17 protein-coding genes are annotated in these 16385 nt (G+C 54.5%); 9 read left to right on the forward strand and 8 right to left on the reverse strand.

Features of this window, described 5'->3' with window-relative positions; translation table 11 throughout:
• From ACR1UW_RS04725 to ACR1UW_RS04735, 3 genes are all read left to right on the forward strand, one after another.
• Entirely contained in the window at positions 1-768 is a 768-nt protein-coding gene (locus tag ACR1UW_RS04725; protein ID WP_033013859.1) for a thiazole synthase, read from the forward strand.
• Positions 765-1790 carry a thiazole biosynthesis adenylyltransferase ThiF gene (locus tag ACR1UW_RS04730; RefSeq protein WP_033013858.1) on the forward strand — a complete coding sequence of 342 codons (1026 nt, stop codon included), beginning with the start codon at positions 765-767 and terminating at the stop codon, positions 1788-1790. The genes ACR1UW_RS04725 and ACR1UW_RS04730 overlap by 4 nt, the downstream gene beginning before the upstream one ends.
• A 466-nt stretch (positions 1791-2256) precedes the next feature.
• On the forward strand, positions 2257-3528 hold the full coding sequence (locus ACR1UW_RS04735) for a hemolysin family protein (protein WP_289643693.1): 1272 nt from the start codon (positions 2257-2259) through the stop codon (positions 3526-3528).
• 84 nt (positions 3529-3612) lie between these two features.
• Here the strand turns inward: ACR1UW_RS04735 and ACR1UW_RS04740 are convergent, their stop codons facing one another.
• Complete coding sequence (locus tag ACR1UW_RS04740; protein ID WP_011230133.1) at positions 3613-3825, reverse strand: alpha/beta-type small acid-soluble spore protein; 213 nt, start codon at positions 3823-3825, stop codon at positions 3613-3615.
• Positions 3826-4114: 289 nt separating this feature from the next.
• Between ACR1UW_RS04740 and ACR1UW_RS04745 the strand changes: the two genes are divergently transcribed.
• On the forward strand, positions 4115-4357 hold the full coding sequence (locus ACR1UW_RS04745; RefSeq protein ID WP_237419851.1) for a hypothetical protein: 243 nt from the start codon (positions 4115-4117) through the stop codon (positions 4355-4357).
• Positions 4358-4411: 54 nt separating this feature from the next.
• Here the strand turns inward: ACR1UW_RS04745 and ACR1UW_RS04750 are convergent, their stop codons facing one another.
• The 3 genes from ACR1UW_RS04750 to ACR1UW_RS04760 all read right to left on the reverse strand — a co-directional run bounded on the left by ACR1UW_RS04750 (position 4412) and on the right by ACR1UW_RS04760 (position 6817).
• On the reverse strand, positions 4412-5524 hold the full coding sequence (locus tag ACR1UW_RS04750) for an ABC transporter ATP-binding protein (RefSeq protein ID WP_095858906.1): 1113 nt from the start codon (positions 5522-5524) through the stop codon (positions 4412-4414).
• A gap of 131 nt (positions 5525-5655) precedes the next feature.
• A complete protein-coding gene (locus tag ACR1UW_RS04755) occupies positions 5656-6546 on the reverse strand; it encodes a PucR family transcriptional regulator (RefSeq protein WP_498934721.1) in 891 nt (296 codons plus the stop codon).
• 82 nt (positions 6547-6628) lie between these two features.
• Positions 6629-6817, reverse strand: coding sequence for a hypothetical protein (locus tag ACR1UW_RS04760; RefSeq protein ID WP_033011064.1), 189 nt, complete (start codon positions 6815-6817; stop codon positions 6629-6631).
• A 108-nt stretch (positions 6818-6925) separates the two neighbouring features.
• Here ACR1UW_RS04760 and ACR1UW_RS04765 point away from each other — a divergent pair, with 108 nt between their 5' ends.
• The gene (locus ACR1UW_RS04765) at positions 6926-7327 is read left to right on the forward strand and encodes a hypothetical protein (RefSeq protein WP_033011066.1); all 402 of its coding nucleotides are present in this window, start codon (positions 6926-6928) and stop codon (positions 7325-7327) included.
• Here ACR1UW_RS04765 and ACR1UW_RS04770 read toward each other — a convergent pair.
• The 4 genes from ACR1UW_RS04770 to ACR1UW_RS04785 are packed head-to-tail and all read right to left on the reverse strand — an operon-like array spanning position 7287 to position 11946.
• A complete protein-coding gene (locus ACR1UW_RS04770; RefSeq protein ID WP_047817843.1) occupies positions 7287-8453 on the reverse strand; it encodes a YheC/YheD family endospore coat-associated protein in 1167 nt (388 codons plus the stop codon). The genes ACR1UW_RS04765 and ACR1UW_RS04770 overlap by 41 nt on opposite strands.
• A complete protein-coding gene (locus ACR1UW_RS04775) occupies positions 8450-9799 on the reverse strand; it encodes a YheC/YheD family endospore coat-associated protein (protein WP_498934723.1) in 1350 nt (449 codons plus the stop codon). The genes ACR1UW_RS04770 and ACR1UW_RS04775 overlap by 4 nt, the downstream gene beginning before the upstream one ends.
• Positions 9796-10863: a YheC/YheD family endospore coat-associated protein gene (locus ACR1UW_RS04780; protein ID WP_289651887.1), complete on the reverse strand. Its 1068-nt coding sequence runs from the start codon at positions 10861-10863 to the stop codon at positions 9796-9798. The genes ACR1UW_RS04775 and ACR1UW_RS04780 overlap by 4 nt, the downstream gene beginning before the upstream one ends.
• A gap of 6 nt (positions 10864-10869) precedes the next feature.
• Positions 10870-11946, reverse strand: coding sequence for a YheC/YheD family endospore coat-associated protein (locus tag ACR1UW_RS04785; RefSeq protein ID WP_289651888.1), 1077 nt, complete (start codon positions 11944-11946; stop codon positions 10870-10872).
• Positions 11947-12071: 125 nt separating this feature from the next.
• Between ACR1UW_RS04785 and ACR1UW_RS04790 the strand changes: the two genes are divergently transcribed.
• The 4 genes from ACR1UW_RS04790 to ACR1UW_RS04805 all read left to right on the forward strand — a co-directional run bounded on the left by ACR1UW_RS04790 (position 12072) and on the right by ACR1UW_RS04805 (position 16357).
• The gene (locus ACR1UW_RS04790) at positions 12072-13205 is read left to right on the forward strand and encodes a DUF445 domain-containing protein (protein ID WP_289643697.1); all 1134 of its coding nucleotides are present in this window, start codon (positions 12072-12074) and stop codon (positions 13203-13205) included.
• A gap of 73 nt (positions 13206-13278) precedes the next feature.
• Positions 13279-13638 carry a YlbF/YmcA family competence regulator gene (locus ACR1UW_RS04795; RefSeq protein WP_033011567.1) on the forward strand — a complete coding sequence of 120 codons (360 nt, stop codon included), beginning with the start codon at positions 13279-13281 and terminating at the stop codon, positions 13636-13638.
• Positions 13639-13771: 133 nt separating this feature from the next.
• Positions 13772-14635, forward strand: a complete 864-nt coding sequence (locus ACR1UW_RS04800; RefSeq protein WP_063210548.1) for a Cof-type HAD-IIB family hydrolase — start codon at positions 13772-13774, stop codon at positions 14633-14635.
• 216 nt (positions 14636-14851) lie between these two features.
• Entirely contained in the window at positions 14852-16357 is a 1506-nt protein-coding gene (locus ACR1UW_RS04805) for a coproporphyrinogen III oxidase (protein WP_033011660.1), read from the forward strand.
• Positions 16358-16385: the final 28 nt, after the last annotated feature.

Raw genomic sequence — 16385 nt, forward strand, 5'->3', positions numbered from 1 at the left:
ATGCTGAAAATTGGTCCGTATGAATTCTCTTCGCGGTTGTTGCTCGGGACGGGCAAATATCCGAGCCTTGAGGTGCAAAAAGAAGCGGTGGAAGCATCCGGCGCAGAAATTTTGACCTTTGCCGTCCGGCGAATGAACATTTTTGCTCCGGAGCAGCCGAATTTTTTAGAGCAGCTTGATTTAAGCCGATATAAGCTTCTGCCCAATACCGCCGGGGCGAAAACGGCTGAGGAAGCGGTCCGCATCGCACGACTGGCCAAAGCATCGGGGCTATGTGATATGATTAAGGTAGAGGTGATCGGCTGCGACAAAACGCTTCTTCCCGACCCGGTTGAGACGTTAAAAGCAGCGGAAATGCTGCTGGAAGAAGGATTTATCGTCTTGCCGTACACGTCTGATGACGTCGTGCTCGCCAAGCGCTTGCAAGAGCTTGGCTGCCATGCCGTCATGCCGGGGGCATCGCCGATCGGGTCCGGGCAAGGCATCCTTAACCCGCTCAATTTGAGCTTTATCATCGAGCAAGCGACCGTGCCGGTGATCGTCGATGCCGGCATCGGCGGGCCGGCCGATGCGGCGCTGGCGATGGAGCTTGGCGCGGATGGGGTGCTGTTGAATACGGCCGTGTCCGGCGCAGCTGATCCCGTAAAAATGGCAAAAGCGATGAAGCTGGCGGTGGAAGCGGGACGGCTCGGTTATGAAGCCGGGCGCATCCCGAAAAAACGATACGCGTCAGCAAGCAGCCCAACGGAAGGAATGAGTGTTGTTTGAATGAACGGTATTCCCGGCAACAACTATTTGCGCCGATTGGCGAGGAAGGGCAAAAGAAAATACGGGAAAAGCACGTCGTCTTAATCGGCGCCGGAGCGCTCGGCACAGGAAACGCCGAAGCGCTCGTGCGCGCCGGCATTGGCAAACTGACGATCATTGACCGCGATTATGTCGAATGGAGCAACTTGCAGCGCCAACAGCTTTACAGCGAAGTGGATGCGAAAGAGCGGCTGCCGAAGGCGATCGCGGCCAAGCGGCGGCTCGAGCGAATCAACAGCGAGGTCAAGATCGACGCGATAGTCGGTGAGGCTGACGCCGAACAGTTGGAATCATTGGCTGTCGAACAGCGGCCCGACCTATTGATCGATGCGACGGACAACTTCGATGCGCGCATGATCATCAATGATGTTGCCTACAAATATGGCATTCCGTGGATTTACGGCGCCTGCGTCGGCAGCTATGGATTAAGTTACGCGTTTATTCCCGGACGTACCCCATGTTTATATTGCTTGCTTGAAACGGTGCCGCAAGGGGGATTGACATGCGACACGGCCGGCATTATCAGTCCGGCAGTGCAGATGGTCGTCAGTTACCAAGTGGCTGAGGCGTTGAAAGTTTTAGTCGAGGACTGGGCCGCGCTGCGCGGCAAGCTCGTTTCGTTTGATCTTTGGACGAATGAATACGCAGCGATTCGCATTGACGCGGTCAAAAGAGACGACTGTCCGACGTGCGGACATCGCCCATCTTATCCGTTTCTTTCTTATGAACATCAGACGAAGACCGCTGTGCTGTGCGGGCGCGACTCGGTGCAAATTCGCCCGTCTTCCCGGCGCCAGTACGATGTAAACGAATTGGCATCTCTTTTTCGCCGCCAAGGGCTCCGGGCCGAAGCGAATCCGTATCTCGTCTCCGTATCGCTCGGCGCCAAGCGGCTTGTCGTATTCGCCGACGGGCGCGCGCTTGTGCACGGCACAAAGGATGTGAACGAGGCGAAAACGATTTATTACCGTTATTTAGGATGAAAACGGGGACCTCTTTTTTTGAGTCCCTGTTTTTTTTTTCAGTCACAAAACTGTCAAAAAGCCGTCTTGTTTTCCCTGCTTTTCCCGCTATCCATATAGTACGATGAAGGCAAGAAGGCAAAGGGAGGGAAGATGGATGGCTGAGTGGTCCGTCACGTTGAACATCGCCTCGTTGGTAGTGCTTGTCTACTTTGTTGGCTCCTGCTGGATCGAATCGTAAAACGCGCCGGCGCACCTCGGCGCGTTTTTTGAGGTGGATTTATGGTAATATATGGAAAGTAATTCCTCCCGCTATAGTCAGCTGGCGAAAAATTTGTTATATTTAAGGTAAGGAACGGAAACGGCTGCCGATAGCCGCGCAGCCTCATTCCGCCCGATGCCGAAAGTTTTGCTTCAGCAGGCATGTTTTGGGAAAGGAATGGATATGAATAACATAGTCATGTTCCGATAGGAGTGTGAAGATTCGTTGGAAGAGTGGCCGTTAAGGTTGTTCGGGTGGTTTTTCCTCTCCCTGCTCGCCAATGCACTGGTCGCTTCAGCAGAAGCCGCGTTTTCTTCGGCAAGCAAGGCACGGTTGCGGCATTATGCGGAAGAGCATCTGCACAATAAGCGTCTCCAAGCGGTGATCGGTCAGCTTGACCGCGTGTTGTTGGCGCTTGCTGTGGCCAACCGCCTCACCAGCGTCGTGACGGTCGTGCTCTTTACGGACATTGCCGTTTCGTTGCTTGGGGAACAGATGGGCTTGTTTGCCACGCTGGCGGTGATGACAGTATTATTTGTCGTCTTCGGTGAAATTTTGCCAAAATCGATGGCGAAAGAGTACGCGGAGCCGCTCGCCATCCGGTATGCCGGCCTGGCCTATGGGCTGATGAAGCTCATGGTGCCGATTACGGCATTGTTTCAAGCCCTGAAAGAGCGTATGACCCGGCGATTCGCCAACGGGGCTGCCGTGCCGGCTGTTACGGAGGAAGATATTAAAGTGATGGTCGAGCTGAGCGAAGAAGAAGGGGTTATCGATAACAAGGAAAAAGAGCTGATTCAACGTTCGCTCGATTTTGATGAAATTTTAGTCGGAGAAATTTTTACGCCGCGCGCCGATATGGTGGCGGTCGAGGTCAACCAGCCGATTGAAGAGATTCGCGATGTATTTTTGGAGGAAAAATATTCCCGAATCCCGGTCTATGAAGGGGATATTGACAACGTAATCGGCATTTTGTCGGAAAGTGACTTTTTCAGCGAACTTGTCCAAAAGCGTGACGTGTGCGTCCGCGAGCTGTTGCGCCAGCCGCTGTTTGTCGTCGAATCGATGAAAGTGTCCGATTTGCTGCCGGAGCTGCAAAAAAGCAAAGTGCATATGGCGATCGTTGTTGACGAGTTCGGCGGCACGGCCGGCTTGATTACGCTTGAGGATATTCTTGAGCAAATCGTCGGCGAAATATGGGATGAGCATGATGAAGCGGTAAAAACCGTGCGTCAAATCGATGAACATAGTTTTGAATTCAGCGCTGAACTGCCGCTTGACGAATTTTGCGAAGTGATGAACATCGACGTGCCGGAAAGTGAATCGCATACGTTGGGCGGCTGGATTTTTGAAATGTTTGAGCGCATTCCGGCGGTCGGCGAAACGTTGCAATACGGCCCGCTGACGTTCACCGTCCGCCAAGTCGACAATCGGCGCATTCGCAAAGTGCTTGTCTCATTGAGCCAACCGCTTGCCGAGCAGGCGGGAGGCGCCTGATTCGCTCCCCGTTCCCATATGAAAGCGCCCCGGGCTGACTGCCCGGGGCGTTTGCCATCTATATGAAGTTGTTCGTTAAGGTGGTTATTGAATGTTTCCGAATTGGCCCCCAAGTTGTTGCTGAGCCATCGCTACAAGGCGTTTGGTAATTTCCCCGCCGACCGAACCGTTTGCGCGCGAAGTCGTGTCAGCGCCAAGGTTCACACCAAATTCTTGGGCGATTTCGTACTTCATTTGGTCGATTGCTTGTTGGGCACCAGCGACGAGCAGTTGGTTATTGTTGTTGTTGCGTGCCATAGTTGATCATCTCCCTTTAGAAATTTTGATGGCTGGGTTGGCTGGATTTGCACCAGCGCTGCACGCGAAGAAGCGTGCTGCCAAGCTTGGCTGAACCCAACGGCCCACCTGCTTTTGCGTTCGCCAGCGGAAGTGTTTTGGCAGGCGGCCTGTTTCGCTGGCGGTACTCATAGTTTGGAACGTTTTTTGCCCGTTATTCACTGCGATAATATGGTAATTTTTTACGTTTTATCGACGCCATCATTAGGAAATATGTAAAAGTAAGAAGCATCTTAGAGGAGGAAGCAGCATGAATGTGTGCCCGCTTTGCAACGGGCTGCGCCGGGTGACAGTGTATTGCAGCTATTGCCGGCAGCCGATGGAAGACCAAGGGAAAGTGACGGATTATTTCGATGACTACAGTCCGTACATGGATGCGGATGTGATGAAGCTTGCTGACGGTTACCCGCACACATATCGAACCCATGAATGCGTCCATCTGTTCTATTGCCCGCACTGCCGGGAGGAGGAGGTGCGGTTCATTAAAGAATAGGCTCTAGCGATGCGCTAGAGCCGAATAAGTCTATATACAAACAATGGGGGGAGCTTACTTCTCATCCGCCGCCCGGATGCGCCGCTCCGTCTCAACGTCGAAGAAATGCGCTTTGTTCAAGTCAAGCGCAAGATCGATGCGGTGGCCCGGCTTGATTTCCGTGCGGGCGTCAATGCGGGCGACAAACTCCTGGCCGCCGATGTTTGAATAAATCATCGATTCGGCGCCAAGCAGCTCAGCGACTTCAACATGCGCGGTAATTTTTGTCGTTGGCGATGCCTCCAAGAAGAGCGGCTCATCATGAATGTCTTCCGGACGGATGCCCAAAATGACTTCCTTGCCGACGTACCCTTGGCTGCGCAGCACTTTCATTTTCCCTTCTGGCACGCCGAATGTCGTCTGGCCGACGACAAACTTGCCGTCTTGCAGCGTTCCTCTAATAAAGTTCATCGCTGGCGAGCCGATAAAGCCGCCGACGAAGATGTTTTCCGGTTTCTCATACACTTCGCGCGGCGTTCCGACTTGCTGGATGACGCCGTCTTTCATGACGACGAGGCGGGTGGCCATCGTCATCGCTTCCGTTTGGTCATGGGTGACGTAAATCGTTGTCGTTTCAAGACGCTGATGGAGTTTGGCGATTTCCGAGCGCATTTGCACGCGTAATTTGGCGTCCAAGTTTGAAAGCGGTTCGTCCATTAAAAACACTTTCGCATCGCGGACGATGGCGCGTCCCAATGCTACGCGCTGCCGCTGTCCGCCGGAGAGCGCCTTCGGTTTGCGGTCCAAATATTGCTCAAGGCCGAGAATGCGAGCTGCTTCACGGACGCGTTTCTCGATTTCCGCTTTCGGGAACTTGCGCAGTTTTAAGCCGAACGCCATGTTATCATAGACGCTCATATGCGGATAAAGGGCGTAGTTTTGGAATACCATGGCAATATCGCGGTCTTTGGGCGGTACATCGTTCACTCGTTTTCCATCGATGTAGAGATCGCCTTTAGAAATTTCCTCCAGGCCTGCAATCATCCGCAATGTTGTCGACTTGCCGCAGCCGGACGGACCGACAAAGACGATGAATTCCTTATCTTGAATATGTAAGTTAAAATCTTTTACAGCCGTGACGTTGTTATCGTAAATCTTATACACATGATCCAACACGAGTTCCGCCATCACGAATCCCCCTGTATTGAAATCGTTTTCTCACACTCATATTATATAGATGAATGTGAATATTCGTAAATGGACAAGGTGCACAAAAAAAGCCGCCCGTTTTCGGCAACATGACGGGGAAGCGTCCACTGCTACGCACGGCGTTGGTGCAAAATAGCCAAATAGGCAGCCGCGGCGCCTTTAAACCGCTTGATGTCAATGCCGGTTTGCTCGGCCCATTTGTCGATCCGATATTGCAAGCTATTGCGGTGCATATATAGTTTTTTCGCCGCCATGGAGACGTTTAAATTGCACTCTAAAAATGTTTCCATGGCGCGCACTTCCTCTTCGCCCAGCCCATCGAGAAACGATAAAATTTGCCCTGTCTTGCCGTCGTCTGCTGCGCTTTCAAGGAGTGGAAGCGGAATGACGTCCTCCCATTCGTACACCGTCTGTTTCGGCCAAAAGCGCCGGGCGGCGGCAAAACATTGCTGCTCGAGAAGGAACGACTCGTACAGCTCCCCGTTCACCGGGCGAACGGGGCCGATCAGCAAATGCATCGTCGCATAAAAATCGGCGGCGAGCGCATCCGCCATTTCGGCCAGCAAGAGCGGCTCGGCCATCCGTTTTTGTTTGGCCTCAATCAGCAGCCCGCGCTTGTCTTCATTCCAAACGATCAGCACCCGCGAGGCAAATAGGTTGTGGATCGTTTCGGCAAATTCCTGTTTGTTGGCGATCGGGCGATTGACGAGAAAATGAATGAACCGGCAGTATGGGGCAGAGAGCATCGCAGGAGCGTCGGGGCGGCCGGTGGCCATCCATTGTTTCCACGCCCGTTCTTCTTCGCTTTCCGGCTCCCGCCGGCGGTTGGCTGGGGTCAATAACAGCGCCAACAGCTGCCGCTCTCGTTCCGTCAACCGCTCTTTGGCGATGCCCACCTCATCGCCCCCGGCGGTGTAAAACCATTCGTACGCCTCGGGATCGGCCGGTTGACCGTTGATGATAATGTCCCCTTTATAAAGTGATTCGAGCTCTTTTAACATCACGGCGCCCCCTTTTCTACCTTTTTTCATTCATTATAACAGAAAGGCCGATTTTCCTGGTGGACAGGAAAATCGGCTCCGTTTACTCGCCGGCGTCGTATGGCGGTTCTTCTTTGACCAGGTCGCGCGCTTCTTCGATGTTGACCTCATCGCCGCGGCCGTGCACGACGCCGCCAGCCATCCCTTCATTAATCATGCGGTCAATATCCATGTAATATTCATCGCGCCCCTCATATAAGGCGTCTTGGCGCCCCGCTTCGTTCCGCTCCATGGTTTCGCTCCTTCCTCATCGTTTTTTCCTAGTTTGTCCGAAACAGGCATAGACTATCCGCTTCGCTCATATGGATGAAAGAGGACTGGCAAGAAGGAGGGAAATAGGGTGGTTGCTGTGATCAAACAATTGCTGGAAACGACCGCTGCGGCTGAAGAAAAAGCTCGTCAGTTGGCGGCGCTTGAAGAAGACGGGCAAACATGGGAAACGTATTTCGCCGAGGTTCAGCGACAACGTCAACTTTGGCAGTATGTTCACCATTTGATGACCGGTGCAGGCTGGGGTGAGAGAAAGAAACAGCAAGAAGCGGCCAGCGCTGGCCGCTTCGAGTTGCTGCAAGCGCTGACCGCCGATGAGTGGAAAAAAGCGAAGCTGTGCCGACAAGTAAGTCAGCGTTTAAGCGGAGCCGTCCGGCAGGCGGCAGACGGTGTGCTGCAGCAGGCGCTTCGTTATAGCAAAGAATTTTTTGCTATGGCGCAAGATGAGCTAGTTCGGCAAACAGTCGATTGAGCCGCTGAAGCCGACGTGCTTCAATATCCGGCTCGTCAAAAGCCATCGGTTTGGCGTTTATTTCATAAATGTAAAGCTCCTGCTGTTTTCCGACGCCGATGTCGGCAGAAAATTCGCCGACAAGGCCGAACTGCTCGTTGAGGCGTTCGCCGCTCCAGGCGATGAGGCGCTCGAGCGCCTGTTCATCAATGCGGCTTTGAATTTCCGAATACGGAAGGATCGTTCCGCCGTGAAATACATGGGTTGTCAACGACCGAGGGCCGGCGAGGCGGACGCCGACGCCGGTGATCGTATGGCGATGGCGCTGCCAGTGGGCGAGCACGCGCAAATCGTAACGGCGCCCGTTCCATGTGTCTGTACAGGCGGCTGCTTGAACAATATAACGATGGGATTGGACAAGCGGCTCTAGCTCGTCGAGCGACCTTACCCGTTTTTGGCCGCGGGGGGATTCGCATATGGCTCCCGCCCCAGGCGAGGCGGTGAGACGGAGCAATCCGCTCCCCCTTGCCCCGTCGTCTCGTTTCAAGTAAATACAGCCGTATTGATGGAGCCAAGAGTGAATATCAGCCAACGAACGGACCGGCGCCGTTGGCAGCAGGTGAGGCCAAAGACGGCGGTCCGTCTGCAGCGCGCGGCAAACGTCCGATTTGCGGAAAAAAGAGCGGTTGACGAGCGGGATGCCATGGGAGGCAAGCCGGGCGGCTGCTGTTTGAAACGGCTCGCTCTGTTCTTCTTCCCGGCTTTTGACTCGGTTGTAGACGACGTCCGGCAACGGAGTGGACGATTCGACAAACCGTTCGAGCGCCGGGGCGAATACATAACCGGAGACCATGTTCTCGCCAATGCCGGCCGCGGTGCTGACGATGGCGATGCCGCCATCGGCATGAAGCGAGCGGATGACGGTCTCCACCCATGGTTTCCTTCCGCCAAGCAAAGCCGAAATGGATGATTCGCTCACCAATATGCCGACAAGCGGCCCGACCCGCCCGTTTTGCTCGTTGACCGCAAAGGTAAGATCGGGGAGGGAGGCGGCGGCGGCAAGCTCGCCGCGGCCGAACCGATAGAAGCCGTCCGGCCGCCTGCTCACCCATTCATTGGCGTCGCGCCGGTAACCGATCGTGATCATAGTCCAAACGCCTCTGGATCGATGATGGCCGTTTTGCTTAGATGGACCGCATAGGCAAGCGGCAGCAGCGCCGTCCGCTCATCAGCCTCCTTGAGGCCCGGGTGTTTAAAGATGGAGCGCCCCGGTTTGGAATTGGCTTCAAACATCCAAATGTTTCCCTGCTCATCTACCCCAAAATCAAAACCGATTTCGCCAATTAACGTGTCTGATGTTTCATCGAGGCAACGGCTAAGTGTCAAGGCGGCGTCGCGGAGGCGGGCGAGCACCGTTTCGCGCTTGGCGGTGTTTGGAAAAATTTCTTCCAATGTTTTGACTATGCCGCCGCTGTTCATATGGGTCGTAATGCTTTGCCGCCCGGCTATTTTGGCGGCGACGGCGCTTACTTGCCATTGGCCGTTTTCATTTTTGTTCGTATGGACGCGGAAATCTGTCGGCCGTCCGTTGATGGTGATGAGCGGGACGGCTTGCTGAATGACGTAACGATGAAGCGGGGCGTGGGCGAGCAAATGATGCCATAGCGCCATGGCGGTCGGAAACAGCGTTGTTTTCGTTTCGCCGTGTTCGTCACGAAAGCGGCATTCGTATGCATCCTTTTTTTTCACCAAATGGTAAATGCCGCGCCCGAGGCTGCCATCAGCCGGTTTCACATACGCTCCCGTATACCGGTTGAGAAACTGTTCGATCGTCTGCCGCGTGACATAGGCGGAGGTTTCCGGCAAATATGGCCGTGCGTCGCGATGGACGGCAAGCCGGCGGTACACCTCCCATTTATTGAAAAAGCGCCCGTTGAACACTGGAATGCCATAGGCGGTCTGCAGCGTTTTCGTCACGGTTTGGAACATGTCGTCATTTTCAATGCGCCGGTTCGGCAGGCGGTTGTAAATCACCGTCGGCAACGGAACCGTATGCCGTTCCCAACCGCGTTCCGTGTAAAAATAGCCGTTGACCGTTCCATGCTCCCAGTCGATATGAGGAAGGCCAAACAAGAAGGCGAACCCGCCGACTTGTTTTTCTTGCGCTAACAGTTTGGCGAAGAAAAAACTGCGCCCTCCGACCGGACGATGGGGCGACTTGGTAAATCCAGCGGTGAAAACGCCGACGAGCGGTCCGATATGGACGGCTTCGTCAGTCAAAAACACGTGCACCTTAGCGGCAAACGGGATCAACAGACGCTGGGCGACATCGCCGGCGACGATGATGCTGTCGGACGGTCCGGAAGATGAGATGATCGTGCACGGAGCGAGGAAGCTGCCAAAGGCAACGGCTGTTCGTCCGTCCGCTTTCAGTGAGGAGGGAAGGATAACTGTATTGGACTCGTTGTCATCAATGACCAATGGATAGATCATCGGTTGGCCACCTCGCTCGCCAAAAACCGGCAATACCGAAGCGGCGCTTCGTAAATATCGTTTTGCTGCTCTGGCGGAAGAAGGCTGATGATTTTCCTTCCCGGCTTGGAATTGACGTCCAAAATCCAAACCGCCCCGTTGTCAGCAACGCCGAGATCCAGACCGATTTCAAACAGCGGACCGAGTTCATTGTCCATATAAGCCGGCAACGTACGGATGATCGTGTCAATGCCATCCAGCACTAAGATGCGTTTCGAAGAAGGAAGGTGGTCGAACCAGTCAGCGAACGGGCGCATGTCTGCACCAGCACGGAGATTGGCCACCCACGTTCCAGGGCGTCCGATGCGCACAGCCCGCACCTGTTCAACCCAGCGTCCGGTTTCATCTTTTTGCAGCAGAAAGCGAAGGTCGAACGGTTCTCTTGCCTCGGTGGAGAGGGAGAGAAGCGGTTGAAGCGCATAGCCGTCCCGGCGCTGCAAGGAAGCGACGAATTGTTCAAGTTCGTTTCGGCGGGTGATCACGGCCCGCTCTTGGCCGCGCCCGTCTTGAACGGACAATGTCTTCCCTTTCTTTTGGATAATATAAATGCCGCGTCCGCCAGAGCCGTGCACCGGTTTGGCGACGATGGCTTGTTCATGGCGAAGGAGATCAAGCACGTGATCGGCGCGCTCAAGACGGACGGTCGGCGGCACATATGCCGACAACAGCGGATGGGCGGAAAGCGTCTCATAGACGCTCCACTTGCCGGGCAGGCCATAGCCTAAAAACGTGACATCCGGGCGTTGCTTCAGCCAATGCATAATCGGTTTCGCTTTTTTGGAACGGTCGTCGTGGCCGTAAAAGCAACGGTCGTACAAAAACGGCGGAATGGGAAAGACGGCATCGGTCCATTCCCCACTTTTGTCATCAAAGACGACACCGCGGACATTTTCCGTTCGCGGGTCGATCGCCAGCGGCGAAAAACGGTATATGGAAATGCCATACTGCTTGGCGCGGCGGGCTACCTCGGTGCAGTACGCGCTTTCCTGTTGCTCATCAAGGGTGACAAAACCGAGTGAAATCAATGTCGTTCACTCCTTTTCTTCCATCAATGTCAGGCAATAATCAATCACGGCTTTCGCGGATGGGCGCACCGTTTGTTGAGAAAACGTCATTTCCGCCTGTTTGGACGGTTTTGTATTCACTTCGATGATCCATGGCCGTCCATGGACGTCAATGGCCAGATCGACGCCAAACTCTCCATACAGTCCTTCCGCTTCCGAGGCGAGAACGGCAGCGGATTCCAGTGCGATTTCTTTCAGAAGCTGTTTCTGCTGGAACACGTCCGCTCTCGTATACCACTTCTGCAAGACATCATTGACTGCCATCAGTACTCCGCCGCGGGCAAGGTTCGCGACAAACTGCTCGGGAGGGGCCGCGCGGGCGACCGCTGACGTGACGCGCCAATCGTTGTGGCGGATGCGATGGCAAAGAAGGCGAAAATCGACAGGGCGGCCGTCAAGCGTTTGAAGTTCAAGGCCTTGCTGGATGATCATCGGCGTCCGGATTTGTGGCTGCAAGGCAGAAACGGCCGCGGCAACCGAGCGGTATAGCGCCGATGACGAAGAGGTGGAACGGCGGAGACAAATTCCTTCATCGGTGCATTCAATGCGGAAAATCCCCCGCCCTTGGCTTCCGTGCACAGGCTTGAGAAAGACGGACGGGAAGGCGGCGAGAAACGCCTCGAGTGAGTCTTGGCCGTCCCACAGCGCCGTTTTCGGCAAGTACGGATGCAAGTACTCATGCCGCTCCAAATAACGGTGCACCTCCCATTTATGCAAAAAGCGGCGGTTGAACATCGCCCCGTCTTCCTCGTCAAGCCGGGCGAGCAGCTGCTGAAAGGCAGGCGCATATTCAGACTTGCGGGAGTGAAGGCGGTTGTAGACGACGTTCGCCCGCGGCACGTCCCCCTTGATCCATTCGCTGCCGGTTAACCGATATCCGGTGTGCTGCAAATAGAGTGACGGCGATGTGACATAAACAAAAAGGCCGTGCGTTTCTCCATATTTTGCCAATTCCTCGCAAAAAAGGTGGATGGAGCCAAAAGAGGCCCGTTCCCGGTCTTCCTTTATTTCAGTCAATACGGCAATGGTTCGTTGGTTGATCATCGCAGTCCCTCATTTGCGCATTTGTCAGGCAAGTTCTATAATGAACAATTAGGCAAACGTTTATATCGTATCGTATGATGAGAGCCGCTGTTTGGTGACAGCGGCGCGGATGAAAGGGGAAGGCGATGGGGACGTTCATTTATTTGTCGTTTATGGTGGCGGTTGGAGCGCTTATCGGCGGGGTGACGAATTTGATCGCCATTGTCATGTTATTCCGCCCGCACGAGCCGATGTACTTGTTTGGGAAACGGCTGCCGTTTACGCCCGGCTTGATTCCAAAACGGAGGCGGGAACTGGCGGAACAGCTTGGGAAAACGGTTGTCGAGCATTTGGTGACGCCGGAAGGGCTCCGGCGCAAGCTCAACGATTCAGCCTTCATGGCGGGGGTGGTCGAGGAAGGACGGAAGTGGCTGAAACGGTGGCTGGCGCGCCGGGAGACGCCGGCGCAGTTGCTTGAGCGCCTCGGCATTCGTTCTCCGGATGAGCGTCTTGAGGCGTTGGCGGCCGGACAAGCCGCGCAGGCGTATGAGCGATGGAGCCAAACGTGGCGCACGCGGCCGATTCGCGATATACTGCCGCTTGAGTTGAAGGAAACGATGGAAGCGCGCATCGAGCAGCTGGCCGGCTACTTGGCCGACCGGGCGCTCGAGTATTTCAGCAGCGCGGAAGGAAAACAACAGCTTTCCGGCATGATCCAACGCTTTTTTCAAGAGCGGGGAATGGTCGGGGGCGTGCTGCAAATGCTGCTTGGCAATGTCAATTTAGTGGATAAAGTGCAGCCGGAAATCGGCAAATTTTTGCGCCATGCCGGCACAAGGGCGGCGATCGCCCGCCTCCTTTGGACAGAATGGAACAAATGGATCGACTATCCGCTGGCAACGGTGGAGGAGATGGTCGGACGAAGACGCATGAGCGAGGCGGTGCAGGCCGCAGCCCGCGGCCTCGTCCGGGGAAGCGGCTGGCTGCACCGCCCGCTCGCCGATCTTCTTGCGCCATATGAACAGGACGTACTCGACCGGTTCGTTCCGCAGGCGGCTGCCGCTGCTGTCCGCCTGCTCGGCGATCAGATGGAGTCGGTTGTGGCGCAGCTTGGATTGGCAGATGTCGTTCGTGATCAAGTCGAATCGTTTTCGCTCCGAAGGCTGGAGGCGATCATTTTGGCCATCGCCCGACGCGAGCTGAAGATGATCACCTATTTAGGCGCTGTGCTTGGCGCAATGATCGGCGCCGTCCAGGGCATGATCGGCCTATGGTTGTAGCAGCGAGTCATATGACCGCCGACTGGCGCATACGCTAGAACGTAAACGATATTGAAGTGGGAGGCTTCTTCTTATGTCCGAATCTCTTCGTGCGCTCGCAAGACAGCTTGAACAGGCGATCCGGGCGAGCGAGCCGTTTCAGCAGCTGAAACAGGCGTACGATCATGTCCGACACGACGACACCGCCTATCGGCTATTTGCTAACTTCCGTGACATTCAGCTTCGGCTGCACGAAAAACAAATGCGTGGAGCCGCTATTTTGCCGGATGAAATTGAACAGGCGCAAAAGGCGATGGCGCTTGCCCAGCAAAATGAGAAACTGGCCCGTCTGATGGCGCTCGAGCAGCAAATGAGCATGACGATCGCGGAAGTGCAACAAATCGCCATGAAGCCGCTTGAAGAGCTGCACCGTTCATTTATGGAAGGAAGGTAGGAAAAACACCCGGTCGGGTGTTCTTTTTTTGTCCGTTTCGTCATAGTCATAAAAATGATAAGGAATGCAAAGCCGCCCCCAGCTTGCTGGCGGCGGCAAGAGAGGTTGAGACGGACAAAAGGGGGAGACAGCCGTGTATAAGCTGTTGGCGCTCAACATTGACGGAACGATTTTAAAAAACAACGGCCGCCTGCCGCGCGAAACAAAAGAGGCGGTCGACTATGTGAAGAAAAAAGGAGTTTATGTTACGTTAATCACGAGCCGCAATTTGCTTTCCGCCCGCAAAGTGGCGAAAGCGCTGCGGCTTGATGGGATGCTCATTGCATTCCAAGGAGCGATGATTGCCAGAACGCTTGATGATAGGCTGTTTGACGCCGTGATCCCTGAGGAGCGGACGTTTAATATCGTGCAAATTTTGGAAAATTTCAACTGCAACATCCGCCTCATGCATGAGCGGTATTCGCTCGGCAATCGGAAGAAAGTGAAGAAAAACCTTGTCGTGCAAACGGTTCTCTCCTCAAGCGACCCGTTTTTCTATCCGACTCAATTTGTCGATTCACTTGGCGATGTGCTGATCGACGAACCGATCGCTGTGCCGAAAATTGATGTATATTTTGCTACAGACGAACAGAGGGATGCAGCGGCCGCTTTATTGACGAAATCGATTCCGTCCATTGATATGATTATGCAGCCAAACGGAAAAATGGAAATTGTCCCGCAAGGAGTGTCTAAACTAGCGGGGTTGCGCCGGCTGGCTCAACATATCGGCGTATCGTTGAAAGAAACGGTGATGATCGGTGACGGCCTTGACGATTTGCCGGCGATTGAAGCGGCTGGGCTCGGCGTCGCCATGGGGAACGCGCCGCTTGAGGTGAAGCGGGCGGCCGACTGGGTGACGCGTTCGAACGAACAGCTCGGCGTCGCCTACATGGTGAAAGAACATTTCCGCAAACAGCAACGGATCGAGTTTTTGCAAAAACTCAAAACGAAACAGTAAGAAGCTTGAGCGGGGAGCGAACCGTGAGCGGACAACTGGCGCTTGCCGTTTTCACGAAAATCATAAAAATGAGGCCGGAGCGAATGCCCGGCTTTTTTTTAATCTAGTTGGCCGGGTGAGAGTCATTTCCATAAAGTCGGCGGCAAAGGTGCATTCTTCCGCTTGACGAAGGAAACAGCCGTTCAGTACACTGAAAGAAGTTTGACAGAAAAGGTGATGAACGTGCGGATTGAAATTCAAGGACTGCCGAATCCGGAACGGTTTCAGCGCCCGCTTGAGGTGATGACCGAGCTGTTTTTCGAAGCGCCGGAGCTGTCGTTCGCGCCGCTTCCTGAGGCCGATATGGCCGCTATGTTTTCCGTCAAGGAAGACGGGGGCATCGCTGTTTCGGGGACGCTGCTTGACAAGACGTCGGGGCGCGTGGAGGAAGTAAGTCATGAACGCAGCACGCCGGCGGATGCTGACGGGAAAACGTACGAAAAACAGCTGAAAAACGCCGTTTTGCATGTCTATTTGACGTTGCTTGAGCGTTCTACCGGCCTCATTCAGCCGTGGGGCGTGCTGACCGGCGTCCGCCCGGTCAAGCTGCTTCATCAGCTTTTGCGCTCAGGCCTTTCGAAAGAAGAGGCGCATCGGAAGCTGGCCGAGGAGTACTTGGTGACTAAGGAGAAAATCGAACTAATGCAGGCGATCGTGGACCGCCAGCTCACGGTCGTGCCGGATTTATACGATTTGGCTCATGAAGTGAGCATTTATATCGGTATTCCGTTTTGCCCGACGAAATGCGCGTATTGCACATTTCCGGCGTACGCCATCAACGGCCGCCAAGGGTCGGTCGACGCCTTTTTGGCCGGCCTTCATTACGAAATGGAAGCAGTCGGCCGCTTTTTGCGCGAGCGCGGCATTCGCATTACGACGATCTACTACGGCGGCGGGACGCCGACGAGCATTACGGCCGACGAGATGGACCGGTTATACGCTCATATGTATGACGTATTTCCAGACGTCGACCGCGTCCGCGAAATCACGGTCGAAGCCGGGCGTCCGGATACGATTACGCCGGAGAAGATTGACGTATTGAAAAAATGGAAGATCGACCGAATCAGCATCAATCCACAGTCGTACATTCAAGAGACGTTAAAAGCGATTGGCCGCCATCATACCGTTGAAGAAACGATTGAGAAGTTCCACTTGGCGCGGCAGATGGGGATGAACAACATCAACATGGACTTAATCATCGGACTGCCGGGCGAAGGGCTTCCAGAGTTTACGTATACGCTTGAACAGACGGAACGGCTTCTGCCCGAGTCGCTGACCGTTCATACGCTGTCGTTTAAGCGGGCGTCGGAAATGACAAAGAACAAACAAAAGTACAAAGTCGCCAGCCGCGAGGAAGTGCAGGCGATGATGAAGGCGGCCCAGGAGTGGACAAAGGAGCACGGTTATGTCCCATATTACTTGTACCGACAAAAAAACATTCTCGGCAACTTGGAAAACGTCGGCTACGCCTTGCCGGGGCACGAGAGCCTATACAACATTATGATCATGGAAGAACAGCAGTCGATCATCGGCCTTGGCTGCGGGGCGTCAAGCAAATTCGTCGATCCGAAAACGCGGAACATCACCCGCCAGGCGAATCCAAAAGAGCCGAAAGTGTACAACGAACATTTCGCCGAATATACGGAAGAGAAAATCAATATATTAAAGGGAATATTTGGATAAATAACAACACCCCGGGAACAACCCCGGG

Origin of the sequence: Geobacillus lituanicus (assembly GCF_050994965.1) — a bacterium.
Classification (GTDB): Bacteria; Bacillota; Bacilli; order Bacillales; family Anoxybacillaceae; genus Geobacillus; species Geobacillus stearothermophilus.